The organism is Mucilaginibacter sp. (assembly GCF_028288205.1).
Taxonomy (GTDB): domain Bacteria; phylum Bacteroidota; class Bacteroidia; order Sphingobacteriales; family Sphingobacteriaceae; genus Mucilaginibacter.
In genome coordinates, this window is sequence record NZ_JAQBOD010000048.1 from 103,503 (window position 1) to 121,209 (window position 17,707).

9 protein-coding genes are annotated in these 17,707 nt (G+C 39.7%); 4 read left to right on the forward strand and 5 right to left on the reverse strand.

Annotation, left to right across the window (positions count from 1 at the left end; all coding sequences use genetic code 11):
• Nucleotides 1-61 precede the first annotated feature (61 nt).
• The 3 genes from JWR23_RS11375 (at nt 62) to JWR23_RS11385 (ending at nt 4,756) form a co-directional block, all read left to right on the forward strand.
• Nucleotides 62-1,249, forward strand: coding sequence for an aspartate aminotransferase family protein (locus JWR23_RS11375; protein ID WP_299516178.1), 1,188 nt, complete (start codon nt 62-64; stop codon nt 1,247-1,249).
• A gap of 223 nt (nt 1,250-1,472) precedes the next feature.
• On the forward strand, nt 1,473-3,752 hold the full coding sequence (locus tag JWR23_RS11380) for a glycosyltransferase family 4 protein (protein WP_299516180.1): 2,280 nt from the start codon (nt 1,473-1,475) through the stop codon (nt 3,750-3,752).
• Nucleotides 3,749-4,756, forward strand: coding sequence for a glycosyltransferase family 4 protein (locus JWR23_RS11385; protein ID WP_299516181.1), 1,008 nt, complete (start codon nt 3,749-3,751; stop codon nt 4,754-4,756). The genes JWR23_RS11380 and JWR23_RS11385 overlap by 4 nt, the downstream gene beginning before the upstream one ends.
• 5 nt (nt 4,757-4,761) lie before the next feature.
• Here JWR23_RS11385 and JWR23_RS11390 read toward each other — a convergent pair whose 3' ends face one another.
• The 5 genes from JWR23_RS11390 to dnaE all read right to left on the reverse strand — a co-directional run bounded on the left by JWR23_RS11390 (nt 4,762) and on the right by dnaE (nt 12,385).
• Nucleotides 4,762-5,187, reverse strand: coding sequence for a hypothetical protein (locus tag JWR23_RS11390; RefSeq protein WP_299516182.1), 426 nt, complete (start codon nt 5,185-5,187; stop codon nt 4,762-4,764).
• 226 nt (nt 5,188-5,413) lie between these two features.
• On the reverse strand, nt 5,414-6,883 hold the full coding sequence (locus JWR23_RS11395) for a glycoside hydrolase family 130 protein (RefSeq protein WP_299516183.1): 1,470 nt from the start codon (nt 6,881-6,883) through the stop codon (nt 5,414-5,416).
• 119 nt (nt 6,884-7,002) lie between these two features.
• On the reverse strand, nt 7,003-7,923 hold the full coding sequence (locus JWR23_RS11400) for a DUF58 domain-containing protein (protein WP_299516184.1): 921 nt from the start codon (nt 7,921-7,923) through the stop codon (nt 7,003-7,005).
• A 148-nt stretch (nt 7,924-8,071) separates the two neighbouring features.
• The gene (gene trxA, locus JWR23_RS11405; protein ID WP_214071573.1) at nt 8,072-8,392 is read right to left on the reverse strand and encodes a thioredoxin; all 321 of its coding nucleotides are present in this window, start codon (nt 8,390-8,392) and stop codon (nt 8,072-8,074) included.
• Between the two features lie 414 nt (nt 8,393-8,806).
• Nucleotides 8,807-12,385 carry a DNA polymerase III subunit alpha gene (dnaE, locus tag JWR23_RS11410; RefSeq protein ID WP_299516185.1) on the reverse strand — a complete coding sequence of 1,193 codons (3,579 nt, stop codon included), beginning with the start codon at nt 12,383-12,385 and terminating at the stop codon, nt 8,807-8,809.
• A gap of 172 nt (nt 12,386-12,557) precedes the next feature.
• Here dnaE and JWR23_RS11415 point away from each other — a divergent pair, with 172 nt between their 5' ends.
• Nucleotides 12,558-17,705 (forward strand): translocation/assembly module TamB domain-containing protein, encoded by a 5,148-nt coding sequence (locus tag JWR23_RS11415; protein ID WP_299516186.1) that lies wholly within the window; start codon nt 12,558-12,560, stop codon nt 17,703-17,705.
• Nucleotides 17,706-17,707 lie beyond the last annotated feature (2 nt).

Consider the following 17,707-nt stretch of genomic DNA (forward strand, 5'->3'; position numbering starts at 1 on the left):
ATTCATACAACAATAAAAGGCTTACCGCATAAGTGGTAAGCCTTTTGTATTTTTGGGCAATATGCTTACTCTTCGCCAACTATTTTTAGCCAATAACGCGCAAACCACAGACTTTCCGCTTCTGCTGGAATTTGAACGTGCCGAAGGGGTAAACTTATATGACATAAAGGGGAAAGCTTATATCGACCTTATATCTGGTATAGGCGTGAGCAATTTGGGTCATAGCAATCCATATGTTATTAATGCCATTAAACAACAGGTTGATAAATATATGCACCTAATGGTATATGGCGAATATGTACAAACACCACAAGTACGCTTTGCAGAGAAGTTAGTTTCGCTGCTTCCTGAAAACTTACAATCGGTATACTTTGTAAACTCGGGTACCGAAGCAGTTGAAGGCGCGCTAAAATTGGCTAAGCGCTATACCGGCCGGCAGCAAATCGTCGCCTGTTATAACTCTTATCATGGCAGCACGCATGGCGCGTTGAGCGTAATGGGCAATGAAGATTTTAAACAAGCTTATCGCCCGTTATTACCGGGGATTAATTTTATCCGGTTTAATAATATCAATGACCTTGCCCTGGTTACCAATCAAACCGCGTGCGTTATTATTGAGACCATACAGGGCGAAGCAGGTATACGTGTTCCGGATGTTGCCTATATGCAAGCTCTGCGCAAGCGTTGCGATGAAACCGGAACGTTATTAATATTAGATGAAATACAAGCGGCCTTTGGCCGTACCGGAAAACTGTTTGCCTTTGAACATTTTGGTATTGTGCCTGATATATTGTTGCTGGCCAAAGCACTGGGCGGCGGCATGCCTATAGGCGCGTTTATAGCATCAAACCAAATAATGTCTGCATTTAAAGAAAATCCTATCTTAGGTCATATAACTACTTTTGGCGGGCACCCGGTATGCTGTGCTGCAGGGCTGGCAGCTCTTGAAGTATTGATCAATGAGAATTTAACGGCAACAGTACCGGAAAAAGAAACCCTGATGCGCAGCTTATTGATCCACCCGGCAATAAAAGCAGTTCGGGGTAAAGGCCTGATGCTTGCTATTGAGCTGGAAAATTTTGACCTCAACAAAAAAATAATTGACCGTTGCATTGAGAACGGGGTAATTACCGATTGGTTTTTACATTGCGATAATTCTATGCGCATAGCTCCCCCGCTAATTATAGTTTCTGATGAAATTAAAAAATCTTGTCAAACAATCGTAGAAGCAATAAGTTATTATTATTAACTGGCTGTTATATCTTATTTGTTTCTCCTATCCTTCAATCTATTAATATAATGTTGGTATGGTTTATGCAAAATATCAGGTATGCTGTTAAAAGTGCATTAAAAGTGTAAAAACAACAGTTTTTTGGTCACAATTGCACGTTTTTAAAGTCAGTTTACTATACAATTACTTAAAAACATCTACTAATACAAAAATGACCCGAATTAACGTACTGCCAAAAAATATGAAATTAGCCTACATCTCAACCTATCCGCCCCGTGAATGCGGTATCGCGACATTTAATCAAAGTTTAATGCGCGCCATCGGCGCTAATTTTCCTGAAAGAGGAAATTTATTACGTGGCGATTTTATTGTAGCATTAACGGATTCTGAAAATGTTCATGAATATGAATATCCCGAAGAAGTAAAATATACTATACGCCAAAACCACCAAAAAGATTATATAAGGGCTGCTAACTATATAAATACCAGCAATGCCGATGCTTGTATACTAGAGCACGAATTTGGTATTTATGGTGGTGAGAGCGGGATATACATACTTCCGCTATTAAACCGGTTAGAAAAACCTTTAATATCTATACTACATACGGTATTAAAAGATCCCAGCTATGTACAACGTGTTATTATACGCGAGGTAGCCGAGCAGTCGGCAAAAATAATTGTAATGAGCAAACGGGCATTGGAATTTCTAATAAACGTTTATGACATCCCTATCGAAAAAATACAAATAATTGAACATGGCGTTCCGGATTTGGAAGCTCCTGAAGATAACCCGATCCTTAATTTAACACCATTTAAAAATCGCAGGGTATTACTAACATTTGGTTTAATAAGCCGTAACAAAGGCTTGGAAACGGTAGTAAGAGCATTACCGCGTATAGTTAAAAAACATCCTGACGTGATGTATGTGGTTTTAGGAAATACACATCCGGGTGTAATAAAAAACTCGGGCGAGGAATACAGGGACCACTTAAAAACGTTAGCAAACCAACTTGGCGTATCGCAAAACTTGTGTTTTATTAACAAGTTTGTAACCGAAGAAGAGTTGATACAATACCTGTCAGCAACCGAAATTTATGTTACGCCTTATTTAAATGAGGCTCAAATAACCAGCGGAACATTATCTTATGCTATTGGTGCCGGTTCGGCAGTAGTATCTACCCCCTATTGGCATGCAACCGAATTGCTGGCTAATAACCGAGGAAGATTATTCGATTTTAAAAATGCCGACGCGCTTGCCGATATAGTAATTGAATTGCTGGACCAGGAAAGAGTGTTAAACGAATTAAAAGAAAATGCATACGAGTATGGTTTGCATTTACGTTGGCCTGTTATAGGTGCCGAATTTATTAAGGTGGCACAAGAGGCTTGCTTTGAGCATGATTTTAGGGATAAGATATTAAAAAACAGTATTGTCGACCCCGAAATAATGCCTAAGTTTAGTTTAACCCACGTTTTGCGTTTAACTGACGATACCGGTATTGTACAACATGCTAAATTTGGCATACCTAATTTAAAAGAAGGCTATTGTTTAGATGATAACTCAAGGGCATTAATTATGGCACTGATGGCTTATCAGCGTAATAACAGTAAAGAAGCATTCGAGTTGTTACCTATCTATTTAAGCTATATCCACTATATGCAAACGGATGACGGTAATTTTCGCAATTTTTTAAGTTTTAACAGGGAATACCTGGATGAGGTTGGTTCGGAAGATTCATTTGGCCGTACCATCTGGAGCCTGGGTTATTTAATTGGCTATGCTTCAAATAACTCATACCGTGAATTTGCTACAGAGATATTTCAACGATCTTTCCCTCATTTCTGTAATTTAAAATATTTAAGAGGGATGGCCAATACAATCATAGGCATAAGCATGTATTTACAACTTCACCCTACTGATGAAGGTATGATAAATGAGTTAATGCGCCTTACCAATCCTTTAGTTGATGCATACGAAAAAACCCGCTCGGATGATTGGGAATGGTTTGAAGAAAGCATGACCTATGACAATGCCATATTACCATTGGCCCTATTACATTCTTGCCATGTAACGGGTAATGAAAGAGTAAAAGAGATCGCTTTAAAAACAATGAGTTTTTTGGATAATTTAACGCTATCAAATGGTTATTTAAGCCCGGTTGGTAATGATGGCTGGTATTATCGCGGCGGTAAATTTCCAACGTTTGACCAGCAGGCCATTGAGACCATGGCTATGGTATTGATGCATTTCCAGGCTTACCAGCTATTCCGCAAGCCAGAACACATTGAAAAAATGTTTTTATGCTATAAATGGTTCCTTGGTGAAAACACTTTAAGAGCACCATTATATGACCATGAAACCAAAGGCTGTTGCGACGGGTTATTACCAACAGGCATAAATCGTAATCAAGGTGCAGAAAGCACCTTAGCTTATTTAATATCGCACTTAACAGTATTGCAGGCATTTGAACTGGAATACGAGTATAACAAAGTTTCGAAGAAATTGGTAGGTATTAGATGAAAGCAGCCATATTAGCCCCTGTTGCCTGGCGCACGCCGCCCAGGCATTATGGGCCATGGGAGCAGGTAACATCAAATATAGCAGAAGGTTTAATAAAGCTCGGGATAGATATTACCCTGTTTGCAACAGGCGATTCTATTACAGCCGGTAAGCTTGATTTTATTTGTAACAAAGGTTATGAAGAAGACCGCACGCAGGATGCTAAAGTTTTAGAGTGCTTACACATCAGTAACCTGATGGAAAAGGCTAACCAGTTTGATATCATCCATAACAATTTTGATTTTTTGCCACTTACCTATTCGAGGTTGATAAAGACACCCATTATTACAACTATACATGGGTTTTCGTCGCAACATATTATTCCGGTATATAAAAAGTATAATTCTACAGGTAATTATGTTTCTATAAGTAATTCAGACAGAAGCCCCGAGCTTAATTATTTAGCTACCATTTACAACGGTTTGGATGCTACGGGTTTTGAGTTTAACAATAATCCGGAAGACTACTTACTTTACTTTGGCCGTATACACCCCGATAAAGGAACTGCCGAAGCTATTGAAATTGCTAAAAAAAGTAAGCGTAAACTATTAATAGCAGGCATTGTTCAGGATGAGAGGTATTTTAAAGAAAAAATAGAGCCACAACTTAGTGAGCAAATTGACTACATAGGCAGCGCTGAACCCAAAAAGAGAAACGCTTTATTAGGAAATGCAATGGCCTTACTACACCCCATTAACTTTAATGAACCATTTGGTTTAAGCGTGGCAGAAGCAATGCTTTGCGGCACACCGGTAATTGCCTTCAATAAAGGCTCGATGCCCGAGTTAATTAAGAACAAAGAGACCGGCTTTTTAGTAAATACAATTAATGAAGCTGTAGATGCAGTTGAGGATCTAAAAAACATCAAAAGAATTGATTGTTATAACTGGGCCACATCACAATTTTCATGCGATAAAATGGCTGCTGATTATTTTAAGCTTTACCATAAAATTTTAGGGGCTTAACCTTTTTAAGCAATCAATTCTATATCCTGTTGTGTACGGTCCTGCTGGCTTACAAGAGATTCTTTATTTTCTATTGGGTTTTCATCCAATTGATGATTATAATTAATCAATGGCCTTAGTTTAGTCTCAGATTGATAATTATCATGAATCTCCTCTCCTGTATGATATTGCGCAATCTCAACTTCGCGCGCATAACTATATCCTAATCTTTTGTTTTCTTCTTCAATAAAAGTAAACAGATCGCCAAGACAGGAGTGAACTGCCTGCAAGTATTTATAATTAACTGATGTAAGGCATTTGCCCGTGTCATCAGTGCCCTTTCCGGGTTCGCAAAAATTAAGTCTTGTTATTATCCCATTAATTAACTCAACCTCAAACTTGCCCTCATTATGCCAGGTAAGGCAGTTTTTTATCTCCCTAAAATGATCCATAGTCTTAATAATTTTTTTCCATGCAATATTATAACATCCACATTATTAATTAAATAGTGCTAATATTTATTAAACAATGGCTATGCCAAATTTTTACATTGTTATAAAACTGTAAACTATGTTTATTAAATAGTGATTATCTATTAGCTGCAAAGGCAGGGGGGTGTATTTTACGTAGTTACAATGTATATTATTTACTACATATTAATTAAAGATGAAGCCGAATCTAACTCAATCCGTCTTCTTTAAACTTAGCCATTAGCTCATCCAGGTCAACCTCGGCAAATGAAGTTGAATAATCTGATAAGCCGTAGGGTATAATAAGTTTGTTGTTATTGATTATTGATCCGCAGGAATAAATAACATTAGGCACATAACCTTCACGCTCATCGTTATTAGGAATAAGCAAGGGTTCTTTAAGCCTTCCAATTTCAACAGCCGGATCATCCAGCTTCAGCAAGCTTGCACCCAGCACATAGCGGCGCATGGGGCCCACACCATGAGTTATCACTATCCAGCCATGTTTTGTCTCAATAGGCGAACCACAGTTGCCTATTTGTACAAATTCCCAGCTAAATTTTGGTTTTTGTAATAAGATGGGGTTTTTCCATATATTGATCTTATCCGAATACATGATATAATTATTGCACCCATCAATACGCGATATCATAACAAACTTGCCGTTTACTTTGCGTGGGAAAAGAGCCAGATTTTTATTCTGGGCACCGGCACCATATAAAGGCATTATTTTAAAATTATAAAAATCGGTTGTTTGTAATAGTTTTGGCATTATCAATGCGCCATCGTAAGCAGTGTAAGTAGCATAATAAACACAGCTGCCATCCTCGTTTACAAATTCTACAAATCGGGCATCTTCAATACCTTTACGTTCATATTCAGATATAGGGAAAATTACCCGGTCTGATATATCTGTATCAAGCGAGAAAACTATTTCATAATAAGAATCAGCAAGCCATAATACTTTATCATACTCCAGTTTTTTCATATCACTTTCCTGCAGCCTTTGCGAGTCGATTATTATACGGCGCAGGTTTGAGTATTCAAAATGGTGGTCAAGTTTTGATTCCAGCTCATTCAACACATCAATATTTATTTGGGTAATAACGGCTTTATCGAAAAATAGCTTTTTATTATAAACCGCATTCCGAACAATTTCAGCCTCATCAATATAATTACCGGCTGGCAAAACTGTTATATTATTATTTTTATCTATCAGTGCCCTGCGGAAAGTAATAGATGAAATATGCCCCTCGCCTACTGCCCTGAAACTCATAATAACACGTCTTTCGCCTTCCGATAATTCGGTTTGATCAGGGTCCTGGATTATTGAAGGATTAAAAAACGCAGCAGACTCAATGGAATATTCGTGCGTAAAGTACGAACCAATAAGCAATTTACGATACACGGTAAGTGTATCGTAATCAATATTAAGTTCTGTAAAAAGCGGCTTTAATTTACTGCAATGGCGGTTTAAAACACGGGTAATGTTTCTATGTCGTTTAGAGTATTCCTGTAATAATGGAGAAATGATACTGAAAGCAACTTCCTCGCTTATACCAATTACACGCTCTAACACTTCCTTGGCGCGATCATTTCCATTAAAGAAGAATCTTGCAATAACACGTTTAGGATCTGGATTAACTCTTACGGGTTTACGTTCAACAGCTAACTTCATATATGTTATAAAATAGTTTTATAATTAACACAAACATGTATAAATTGATTTGGCTAATTTTTTTTAGTTAATTAGGTAATTTATTAATATGCAACTATTACTGGCAATAATTAAACCACTTATACCATACTATTGCGTTTAATAAGGTATGACTTTAATATATTATAATATCCATCCTGTATAGCTGCATCAACTATATCAATATGGTATTGGGCACACTTTAGTTCTAACTCGCGCTTGTAATGTTGTAATGAGGTTTGGTACGCGTGGCGTATTTTACCCGGATGCACCTTTACTTCTTCGCCGCTTTCTATATCAATAAAATGGTGCGGACGATTATCAAAGTCAAAGTTTTGCTCTTTTTGCTTATCGTTCACATTAAATATTACTACCTCATGCTTATTAAATTTTAAATGCTGGATTGCAGCAAATAATGCCTGCATTTTTTCGGAGTCGAGATTATTCTCCAGCATATCGCTAAATATAATAACCAATGAGCGCTGGTGTATTTGCTCGGCAACATGGTGCAATACATTGGTAATATTTGTTTGTGTATTTGTTTTAGGATTACTATACAACTTCTCCAGTTCGGCATATAAGTAAAACAGGTGTGTAGAGGCCGATTTTACCGGGCTCATCCAATCTATTTTATCCGAAAATAAGCACAACCCAAACGCATCACGCTGTTTTTTGAACAGGTACATGAGCGAGGCTATAGCATAGATGGAAAATTGCAATTTGTCAATTCCCTTATCGGGGAAATTCATGGACGATGATGTATCCAGTAATAAGTAACAGCGCAGGTTGGTCTCTTCCTCAAATTGTTTAACAAACAACTTATCGGTACGGGCAAGTAGTTTCCAGTCGATATTTTTTACCGACTCGCCGTTGTTGTATAAACGGTGTTCGGCAAACTCTACCGAAAAACCATGAAACGGACTTTGGTGCAAACCGGTTATAAAACCCTCAACCACCTGGCGGGCCAAAAGCTCGAGGTTGGCTAAATGCCGTATTTGCTGATCATCATTTAGTTGCGACATACAATATAAAGAAACAAAACCACCATGTGCATCAAAATAAAACTTAACAAAGTACATGGTAGCTTCATTACCACTAAAAGTACAATTATATAAACAAAAAAAGCGTTACAAAATTGTAACGCTTTTTAAATACTTTATGATATAATGATTAAGCCAATTGCTTATCTAATTTACCTGCTAATACAGATTTTGGTACTGCACCAATTTGTTTGTCTACAATTTCGCCGTTTTTAAAGTATAATAAAGCAGGGATATTGCGGATACCATATTTTACAGATATACCCGGGTTGTTATCAACATTTACCTTGCCTACAACAGCTGTGTCGGCATATTCTTTTGATATTTCTTCAACCACCGGACCAACCATTCTACAAGGGCCACACCATTCTGCCCAAAAGTCTACCAATACCGGTTTATCTGATTTAAGCACAAGCTCTTCAAAGTTTGCGTCAGTTATTTCTAAAGCCATAATTTTTCTTTATTTATGTTATACAAATATATACTATTCAAATTGCTTGCCACAAGTGTATACCTGACAATCTGACAAAGAAATTACTAACAACAGGTATATTTATGCACTTTGATTTTGGGGTGACGAAAGAGTCTCTCACTGAGACACCTGAGAGAATATTATTTTTTGACTTACAAACTATCTAAATTTCATTCAAATATATATCTAAATTACAAACCACGCCGTCATTGCGAGGAACGAAGCAATCTCTGCACTCGCTAATCAATAGTGAAAAATGTTATTCAAGGCCCAGCTCAAAAAGGCAAACTCTTGTTTGAATGTCCTACATAGAGATTGCTTCGTTCCTCGCAATGACGCCTTTCTTATCGTTTTTTTTAGACAGTCTCTCAGTAACTTTATAATTCCACTTTATCAATTCAACACCGCTGCCGAATTAGTCAAGCTCAAAATATCAGCCATTAAATCATCACTCGGGTTTACCTTATAGGTTTTCGAAGGCATTTCTACCAGCATAGCCTCATCACGTATCTTGAAACGCAGCGTACAGTTTTTCATTGGATATTTTTGATTGTTGGTTTCAATCACCTCCTGTATATGCGTTAATAGCTGGTCGTTTAAAGCATTCAACTCCAAATACACGGTTAGAGATTTGGTTAACTTATCGCGCATTTCTGATAACAGGCTCATGGTAGCTATACGCAGGTCCCAGTTATCTTTCTGGCGAAATTTCTCTTCGATATTTCCTTTAATATGCAGGAAGTAACCATCAACCATCAGGTTCCTGAATTTTACATAATCCTCGCCAAACAGCGCGAACTCGTACGATTCATTATAATCCTCTAACACAAAAGTGCCGAAAGGCTTACCGGTCTTGGTCATTTTATGCTGAACGTTGCCTACCAACCCGCCAATATAAACCTCGCCCCGCTTACGTAATTGTGCAAAGGCTGCCATTACCTCTTCACCCCCTTCGCCCGAACGTGCTTTCTGCATATTTTTCAACTCGCTGATAGTAGTATTGCAATACTTTTCCATCTCCAGCTTATAATTATCAAGCGGGTGGCCGGTTAGGTATATGCCGATAACTTCTTTCTCGTATTTAAGCTTTTCTATTAAAGGCCATTCTTCTGCATCGGGCATGGATGGCTCGGGTATATAGGATGCTACTGAACCGCCAAATAACGACGACTGTGTGGTGCTTTGTGTATTCTGATAATCGTTAGCATATTTTATTAAACGCTCAACACCTGTTAAAATACCATTCTCTGTTTTGGCGAAGAACTGCGCCCGGTTCAAACCAAACTCATCAAATGCGCCCCCATAAACCAGGTTCTCGTATGATTTACGGTTTACACTGCGTGTGTTTGAGCGCTGGGCGAAATCATATACTGATTTGTACGGGCCACGTTCCAAACGTTCTTCAATAATGCTTTCAACTGCTTTATCACCTACGCCTTTAACACCGGTCAATCCAAAACGGACCTGGCCCTTTTTGTTAACCGCGAAAGCCATGTCCGACTCATTAATATCCGGTCCTAAAACCTCAACCCCCATCCTACGGCACTCTTCCATAAAGAAGGTTATCTTCTCCATATTATTTTGATTATTTAAAACCGCGGCCATATACTCAGACGGGTAATGCGCTTTTAAATAGGCCGTTTGGTAGGCCACAAAGGCATAACAGGTAGAGTGTGATTTATTGAACGCGTACTGGGCAAATGCTTTCCAGTCATTCCAAACTTTGGTTAGTTTATCTTTAGGGTGACCTTTTGCGGTGGCGCCCTCCATAAACTGCGACTCCATTTTATTAAGCACCTCAATTTGCTTTTTACCCATTGCCTTACGCAATACGTCGGCATCGCCTTTACTAAAACCTGCCAGTTTTTGCGATAAAAGCATCACCTGTTCCTGGTAAACGGTAATACCATAGGTTTCGCCCAGGTATTCTTCCATATCCGGAAGATCAAAAGCTACCGGTTCATAGCCATGCTTACGCTTAATAAATGATGGTATATATTCTATCGGCCCCGGGCGGTACAGGGCATTCATGGCTATTAAGTCTTCAAACTTATCGGGCTTCAGATCGCGCAGGTACATTTGCATTCCGTCGCTTTCAAACTGGAAAGTGCCGTTGGTATCGCCGCGCTGGTAAAGCTCAAAGGTTTTCAGGTCATCCAGTGGTATATAATCTATATCGATGGTTACATCGTGATTTTGTTTGATGAGCCTTAACGCGTCTTTCAAAATGGTTAAAGTTTTCAAACCTAAAAAGTCCATCTTGATAACGCCGGCATCTTCAATAACACGGCCATCATATTGAGTAACCAACAGGTCAGAGTCTTTAGCTACCGCGACAGGAACAATGTCTGTCAAATCGTAAGGTGCAATAATAATACCCGCAGCGTGCACGCCTGTATTACGTACAGAGCCTTCCAGCTTTGCCGCCTCACGCAAAACAATTCCGCGCAGGTCCGTAGCTTTATAGATTGCCTGCAATTCGGGTACCTGGTCAATAGCGCCTTGCAGGGTAATACCCAACGTTTCGGGAACAAGTTTTTTCAGCGCATTTACATCTGATAACGGCATATCCAGCACCCGGCCCACATCCTGTATGCTGGTACGTGCGGCCATGGAGCCATAGGTGATAATTTGCGCTACCTGGTTTTTGCCGTATTTATCAACTACATAGTCAATAACTTTCTGGCGGCCGGCATCATCAAAGTCCGTATCAATATCGGGCATCGACTTACGGTCGGGGTTCAAAAATCTTTCGAATAGCAGATTATACTTTAACGGATCAATATTGGTTATCCCCGTACAATAAGCAACCACCGACCCCGCTGCCGAACCACGACCGGGACCAATAAACACACCTATATCACGGCCATGCCTGATAAAGTCGGCTACAATTAAAAAGTAACCGGCAAAGCCCATAGTGCGGATGGTGAAAAGCTCGAAGTTGATACGTTCTTCAACTTCGGGAGTTAGGTCAACATAGCGCTCTTTAGCCCCGGTAAAGGTTAAGTGCTTTAAATATTCCCATTGGTTGAGGGTATCCGCATCAGCGGTGGTATGTATATTAAATTCGTTAGGGATAACAAAGTTTGGCAGTAATATGTCGCGCTTTAATTTAAGCACCTCAACCTTGTCAACAATCTCGTTGGTATTATCTAATGATTCGGGCAGGTCATGAAACAGTTTGCCCATTTCTTCCTGCGTTTTAAAATAAAACTGGTCATTAGGGAAACCAAACCGATAGCCTTTACCACCTTCTTCATCGGTAGCTATCGGCGTGCTTTGCATATCGCCCGTATTTACGCATAGTAAAATATCATGCGCGTTCGAGTCCTGCTGATCTACATAGTGTGAATCGTTAGAACAAATAACTTTTACATTATATTTTTTAGCGTATTTAAGCAATACCGCGTTAACTGTATGCTGCTCGGGGATATCATGGCGCTGCAATTCTATATAATAGTCCTCACCAAAAAGATCCAGCCACCATTTAAATTCGGCTTCGGCTTCATCTTCTGTTTGTCTCAATATTGCTTGCGGTACAGATGCACCAATGCAGCAGGTAGTAGCAATTAAGCCTTCATGATATTTTTCAATAAGCTCCTTATCAACACGCGGCCATTTGCTGTAAAGGCCCTCCATATAACCTAAAGAACAGATCTTTACCAGATTTTTGTAACCCTGTGGATTTTTTGCCAACAATAACTGGTGACGGCGTACGTCTTTCTTTTCTTTGGTAAATTGTTTTTTATGTCTGTCTTCTACCACATAAAACTCGCAGCCTACTATGGGTTTAATATTATGCTTACCTGCTTCGGCCACAAACTTAAATGCGCCAAACATATTACCGTGGTCGGTAATAGCCAAAGCCTTCATACCATCCGCAGCCGCTTTTTTATATAACTTAGATATATCAGCAGCGCCGTCAAGCAATGAAAACTGGGTATGTACGTGTAAGTGCGAAAAATCGGGCATAGTAATCCTATAAACTTTTGGATGAATACAAATCTACCAAAAAACAAGATGAGGTTTACAGTTGTTGAAAAATTGAGCAAGCCCCCTACTTTATTAGAAAGGGGCTACTTTAGCATACTTTTTGCATATAATACTTATAATAATACTAATAACCTTTGCAACATCTATAAAATTGGGACGATTTGGACGCATAGCTTTAAAGACCATTCTTTGGATAATTGCAAGTGTCATCTTTCTGGTGTTGCTTGTAGTCATTTTAATACAAATACCTGCTGTTCAAAACTTCGCGAAAGACAAGGCCGTTGTTTTTTTACAAAATAAAATCCACACAAAGGTTAAAATAGGCCATATAAGTTTAGGCCTGCCCAAACTGCTGATTTTGGATAGTGTATATTTCGAAGATCAGAAAAAAGATACCCTTATAGCCGGCGATAAATTAAAGGTTGATATCAGCATGTTGCAATTGCTGCATCATAAGGTAGAGATCAACGAAATTAACCTGCAGGGAGTAACCGCCAAAATAAGCCGCGGTAAAGACAGTGTTTTCAATTTCGATTATATCCTGAAAGCTTTTACCGGCGAACAGAAGAAAGCGGTTAAACCTGCCGATACAACTTCGACCATGAAGTTTTCGATGGATAAGATCGTCCTCGATCGTATAAATATATCCTATAAAGACCTAACCACCGGTAATGATGTAAAATTCCTGCTTGGCCATTTTGATACCCGTATCAAAGATTTTGATATGGATAAGATGAAGTTTACTATACCAAAGATCAACCTGTCAGGTGTTAACGCGCGCATTATACAAACACCAACGGGCTCATCAATAGCGCAAGCTGCTAAGATTGACACTGCCGTTAAACCGTTGAATATGGAACTTAACCTGGGAACCATAGATGTATCAAAAGTTTACGTGGTTTATCGCAGCGGCGAAATGGCTGCCAATGTTGATCTGAGTAAGTTTTTGGTGGAGATGGATAAGATAGACCTGAGAAATCAAAAGGTAGGCATAAAAAACATTGAGTTGAATGACACTAAAGTCGCGCTTACTTTCGCGAAGCCACAAACCGTTAAAAAAGCAGTGGTTAAAACCATAAAAAAATTAGACACGCTAACTTCTAACCCAAACAAAAATGGGTGGACAGCCACACTCGCAAAGATCAGCTTTACTAATGATGATATTAAGTATGATAATGATGCACAAAAACCAATTGCCAAAGGATTGGATTTTGCGCATATGCACATCCGTAATTTGAATGCAGAGGCAGAGAATATCGCTTATAACCCGGATACGCTTTCAGGAAAAATAAATTCGTTAACTTTTAATGACAAGAGCGGGTTATCTATCAGAAAGTTCCATACCGCTTTCTTTTACGGGCCAACCAACGCTTACCTGAACGACCTATTGGTTGAAACACCGCAAACCAGGTTACAAAAACAAGTGCAGGTTAGCTACCCATCCATTGCAGCCATCACTAAAAACATTGGGCTGTTACGTGTTATTGCCAACTTAGATGGCAGCAAACTAAGTTTAAAAGATGTGTTGTTGTTGATGCCGACTATGAGCAGTATGGAGCCATTTAAAAATTCGCCAAACTCGGTATTTACTATTAACGGGAAAGTATCCGGGCAGGTAAATAACCTTAATATTCCTGAGCTGGACATACGCGGATTAAGCAATACCCACATCAAAGCGTCCGCCAAATTAAAGGGCCTGCCTGATATGAATAAGGCCTATTTTGATGTAAACATATTCGACTTTAATACCAGCCAAACCGATATAGCCAAACTTATTCCTGCCGGCACCATTCCATCATCTGTAAGCATCCCTGCAAGCATGAATTTAAAGGGAAACTTTAAAGGCAACACGAATAATTTTAATACTAAATTGAATCTTCGTTCAAGCTACGGCGCTATGGATCTGGTTGCGGCCATGAAAAAAGGTAACAGTAAAACAGGCGCGACGTATACGGCCAATATAAAAGCGAATGATCTGAATGTTGGCGCGTTGACCAAACAGCCGCAAATGGTGGGCATGGTTACGTTATCTGCCAATATTAAAGGGCGAGGGCTTGACCCCAAAAAGGCCAGCCTGCAGTTTGATGGCAATGTTGCTAAAGCCTACATTAAAGGGTATAATTATCAAAACCTGCAACTTAACGGCACTGCTACCAATGGTAATTATGTAGTTAGCTCGCGCATGAAGGACCCTAACATTAACTTTAGCCTGAATGCTAAAGCTAATATGAATAAAAAGTATCCATCTGTTAATGCCACTTTATTACTGGATAGCATTAACCTGCAAAAACTGCATCTTACTTCTTCTTCCATACGTTTGCATGGAAAGGTTATTGCTGATCTACCCACTGCCGACCCGGATTACCTGAACGCTAATATTAAGGTGACGGATCTGTTAGTGACAGACAGCGCTCAGCGTATCAGAATAGATACCATCAGCCTGGTATCCACCGCGAATGCGGATAGCAGTACACTGCGTTTAAAAACTCCGTTCTTAACGGCGCGCATGGGCGGCAAATATAAACTGACGCAAATAGCTCCTGCTGTGCAAGATGTTATAGACAAATATTTTGACACACATATAGCCAAAGCAGCACCTAAAGGCAAACCAACCTACTCGCCGCAACAGTTTACTTTTGCCGCGCGAATTGTAAAAACGCCGTTAGTTGCCCAATTTGCACCTACGCTTAAACAATTGGAGCCGGTTAATATTACGGGCCGCTTTAACAGCGCGACCGGCGAACTGGTAGTAAATGGCACCATGCCGAAAATAGTGTATGGTACCGAGGTTATAAATAACGGAAAGCTAAATATTAACACAGGCAATAACGCGCTTAATTATAGTTTAACGGTTGATGAAGTAAAAGTTTCATCCTCTCTTGATCTGCTATACCCAAGCATTACCGGCAACGCGCAAAACAATAAGCTTAACATCAGTTTACAGGTGCGTGATGCCACCCGGAAAGAGCGTTATCGCATGGCAGGTGTATTTAGCGTATTGCCAAATGAGTACCAGTTTAGCTTCCTGCAAAATGGCGTGATGTTTAATTATATACCCTGGGCCGTAAATGCTGATAACGCTTTACAGTTTGGCAGCAAAGGTATTTTAGCCCGTAATTTTACCATCACCAGCATCAACCAGGTATTGAGTGTTAACAGCACATCTGCCCAGATGAACTCGCCTGTTAAAGTTAGCTTCCAGAATTTCCATATCGAGACTTTAACCCGTATGGCCCAGCAGGATTCTTTACAAGTTGGCGGGATAATAAACGGCGATGCCAATATCAGCGACTTCCAAAAATCGCCTAAGTTTACATCGGCCCTAAACATTACCGATTTTAGCTTTAAAGGCGATACTGTAGGCAATATTGTCCTTAAAGTAAATAACCAGGCTCAAAATGCTTATGCCGCTACCATGAGTATAACCGGCAAAGGCAACCAGGTTGATCTGAATGGTTTATACTATACCGGCCCCCAAAGCAAGTTCGATCTTAACTTAAACATAGTGCAGCTTAATATGAAAAGTATAGAGGGCTTTAGCTTTGGCAGCATCCGTAATGCCAAAGGCACCCTGAGCGGGCAATTAAAAATGACCGGCACAACCACTGCGCCGGTTATACGCGGCGATGTTAATTTTAACCAGGTGGGCTTTAATGTGGCTATGCTGAATTCTTATTTCAACATGCCGAAAGAGACTATTACGTTTAATGAGGACGGTATATTGTTTAGAGATTTTACGCTGGTAGATTCCACAGGAAACAAAGCCATTGTTACCGGTACCTTGTACACCAAAACCTTTACCGATTTTAAATTCGGTATTGATATAAACGCGCAAAATTTCAGGGTAGTAAATTCTACCCAGGCAAATAATAAATTATTCTACGGTAAATTATACATAGATACCCGGATACAGATACGCGGCACAAAGAGCTCGCCACGGGTTGACGCTAATTTAACGGTTAATGATAAAACCGATATGACCTTTGTTTTACCACAAAACGACCCGGGCCTGGAAGACAGGACCGGGGTTGTGGAAGTTATTAATGAAAATGCGCCCAAGCTGGATTCTATAATGTTGGCCAAGCAGCTTGATTCACTTAAAAAAACGAGCTTAGTTGGATTGGATGTTAATGCAACAATCATCATAAATAAGGCTGCCAACTTTAATATAGTGGTTGATGAACGTAATGGCGATGTAGTACAGCTTAAAGGCGAGGCGCGCCTGAATGGCGGTATTGACCCAAGCGGAAAAATAAACCTTACCGGCACTTATACAGTTGAACAAGGTTCATACAACCTGGCCTATGCTACAGTGAAGCGTAAATTTAATTTCCGTAAAGGCAGTACCATAACCTGGACGGGCGACCCAACCACCGCGAATATTAACCTTACTGCTATATACGTAGCCAATGTACCTCCTATCGATCTGGTGAATGATCAGTTAGGCGGCGATGCTATAACCACCACCATGTATAAGCAAAAACTACCATTTAATGTTGACCTTAACTTAAAGAATGAATTAATGAAACCGGATATCAGCTTTGATATTGTGCTGCCTGACAGTAACTATACGGTATCGCCGGATGTAGTTACCAACGTTAACACCCGGCTATCGCAAATACGGCAAGATCCTAATGAAATGAATAAACAGGTGCTGGGCGTGTTAGTATTGGGCCATTTTATTGGCGATAATCCTTTACAAAGCCTTGGCGGTGGCGCCGGTGTTAGTGGCGTTATACGTAATAGCGTGAGCGGTTTATTGTCAGACCAGTTAAACAAACTGGCAGGCAATCTTATTGGCGGAGTGCAATTAAGCTTTGGTGTAACATCGGGGGCTGATTACTCAACCGGGGTCCAACAAAACCGAACGGATCTGAATGTTGGCTTATCTAAACAATTTTTAAATGACCGCTTAACGGTTACAGTTGGCAACAACTTTAACCTTGAGGGACAAAACCAGCCGGGGCAAAAATCAACCAGCATTGCGGGTAACCTATCGGTAAATTATAAATTAACACAAGATGGCCGCTATATGATACGCGCTTATCGCCGTGATGAATTTATTGTAGTAGAGGGCCAGGTAATTGAAACCGGCGTAGCCTTCGCGTTAACTTTTACTTATAACCGGTTCTTAGAACTGTTTAAGAGAAAGCCTAAACAAGACAGGGATATGCTGAAAGAATACAGGCAAAAAGAAAAAGAAAAAAACAAGCAAAAGAAAGAAGCCGATAAACAACATGATGCAACCGTTGCAGATGTGCAGCCTGCAGATAAACCGGCGCAACAACCATCAAATTAACT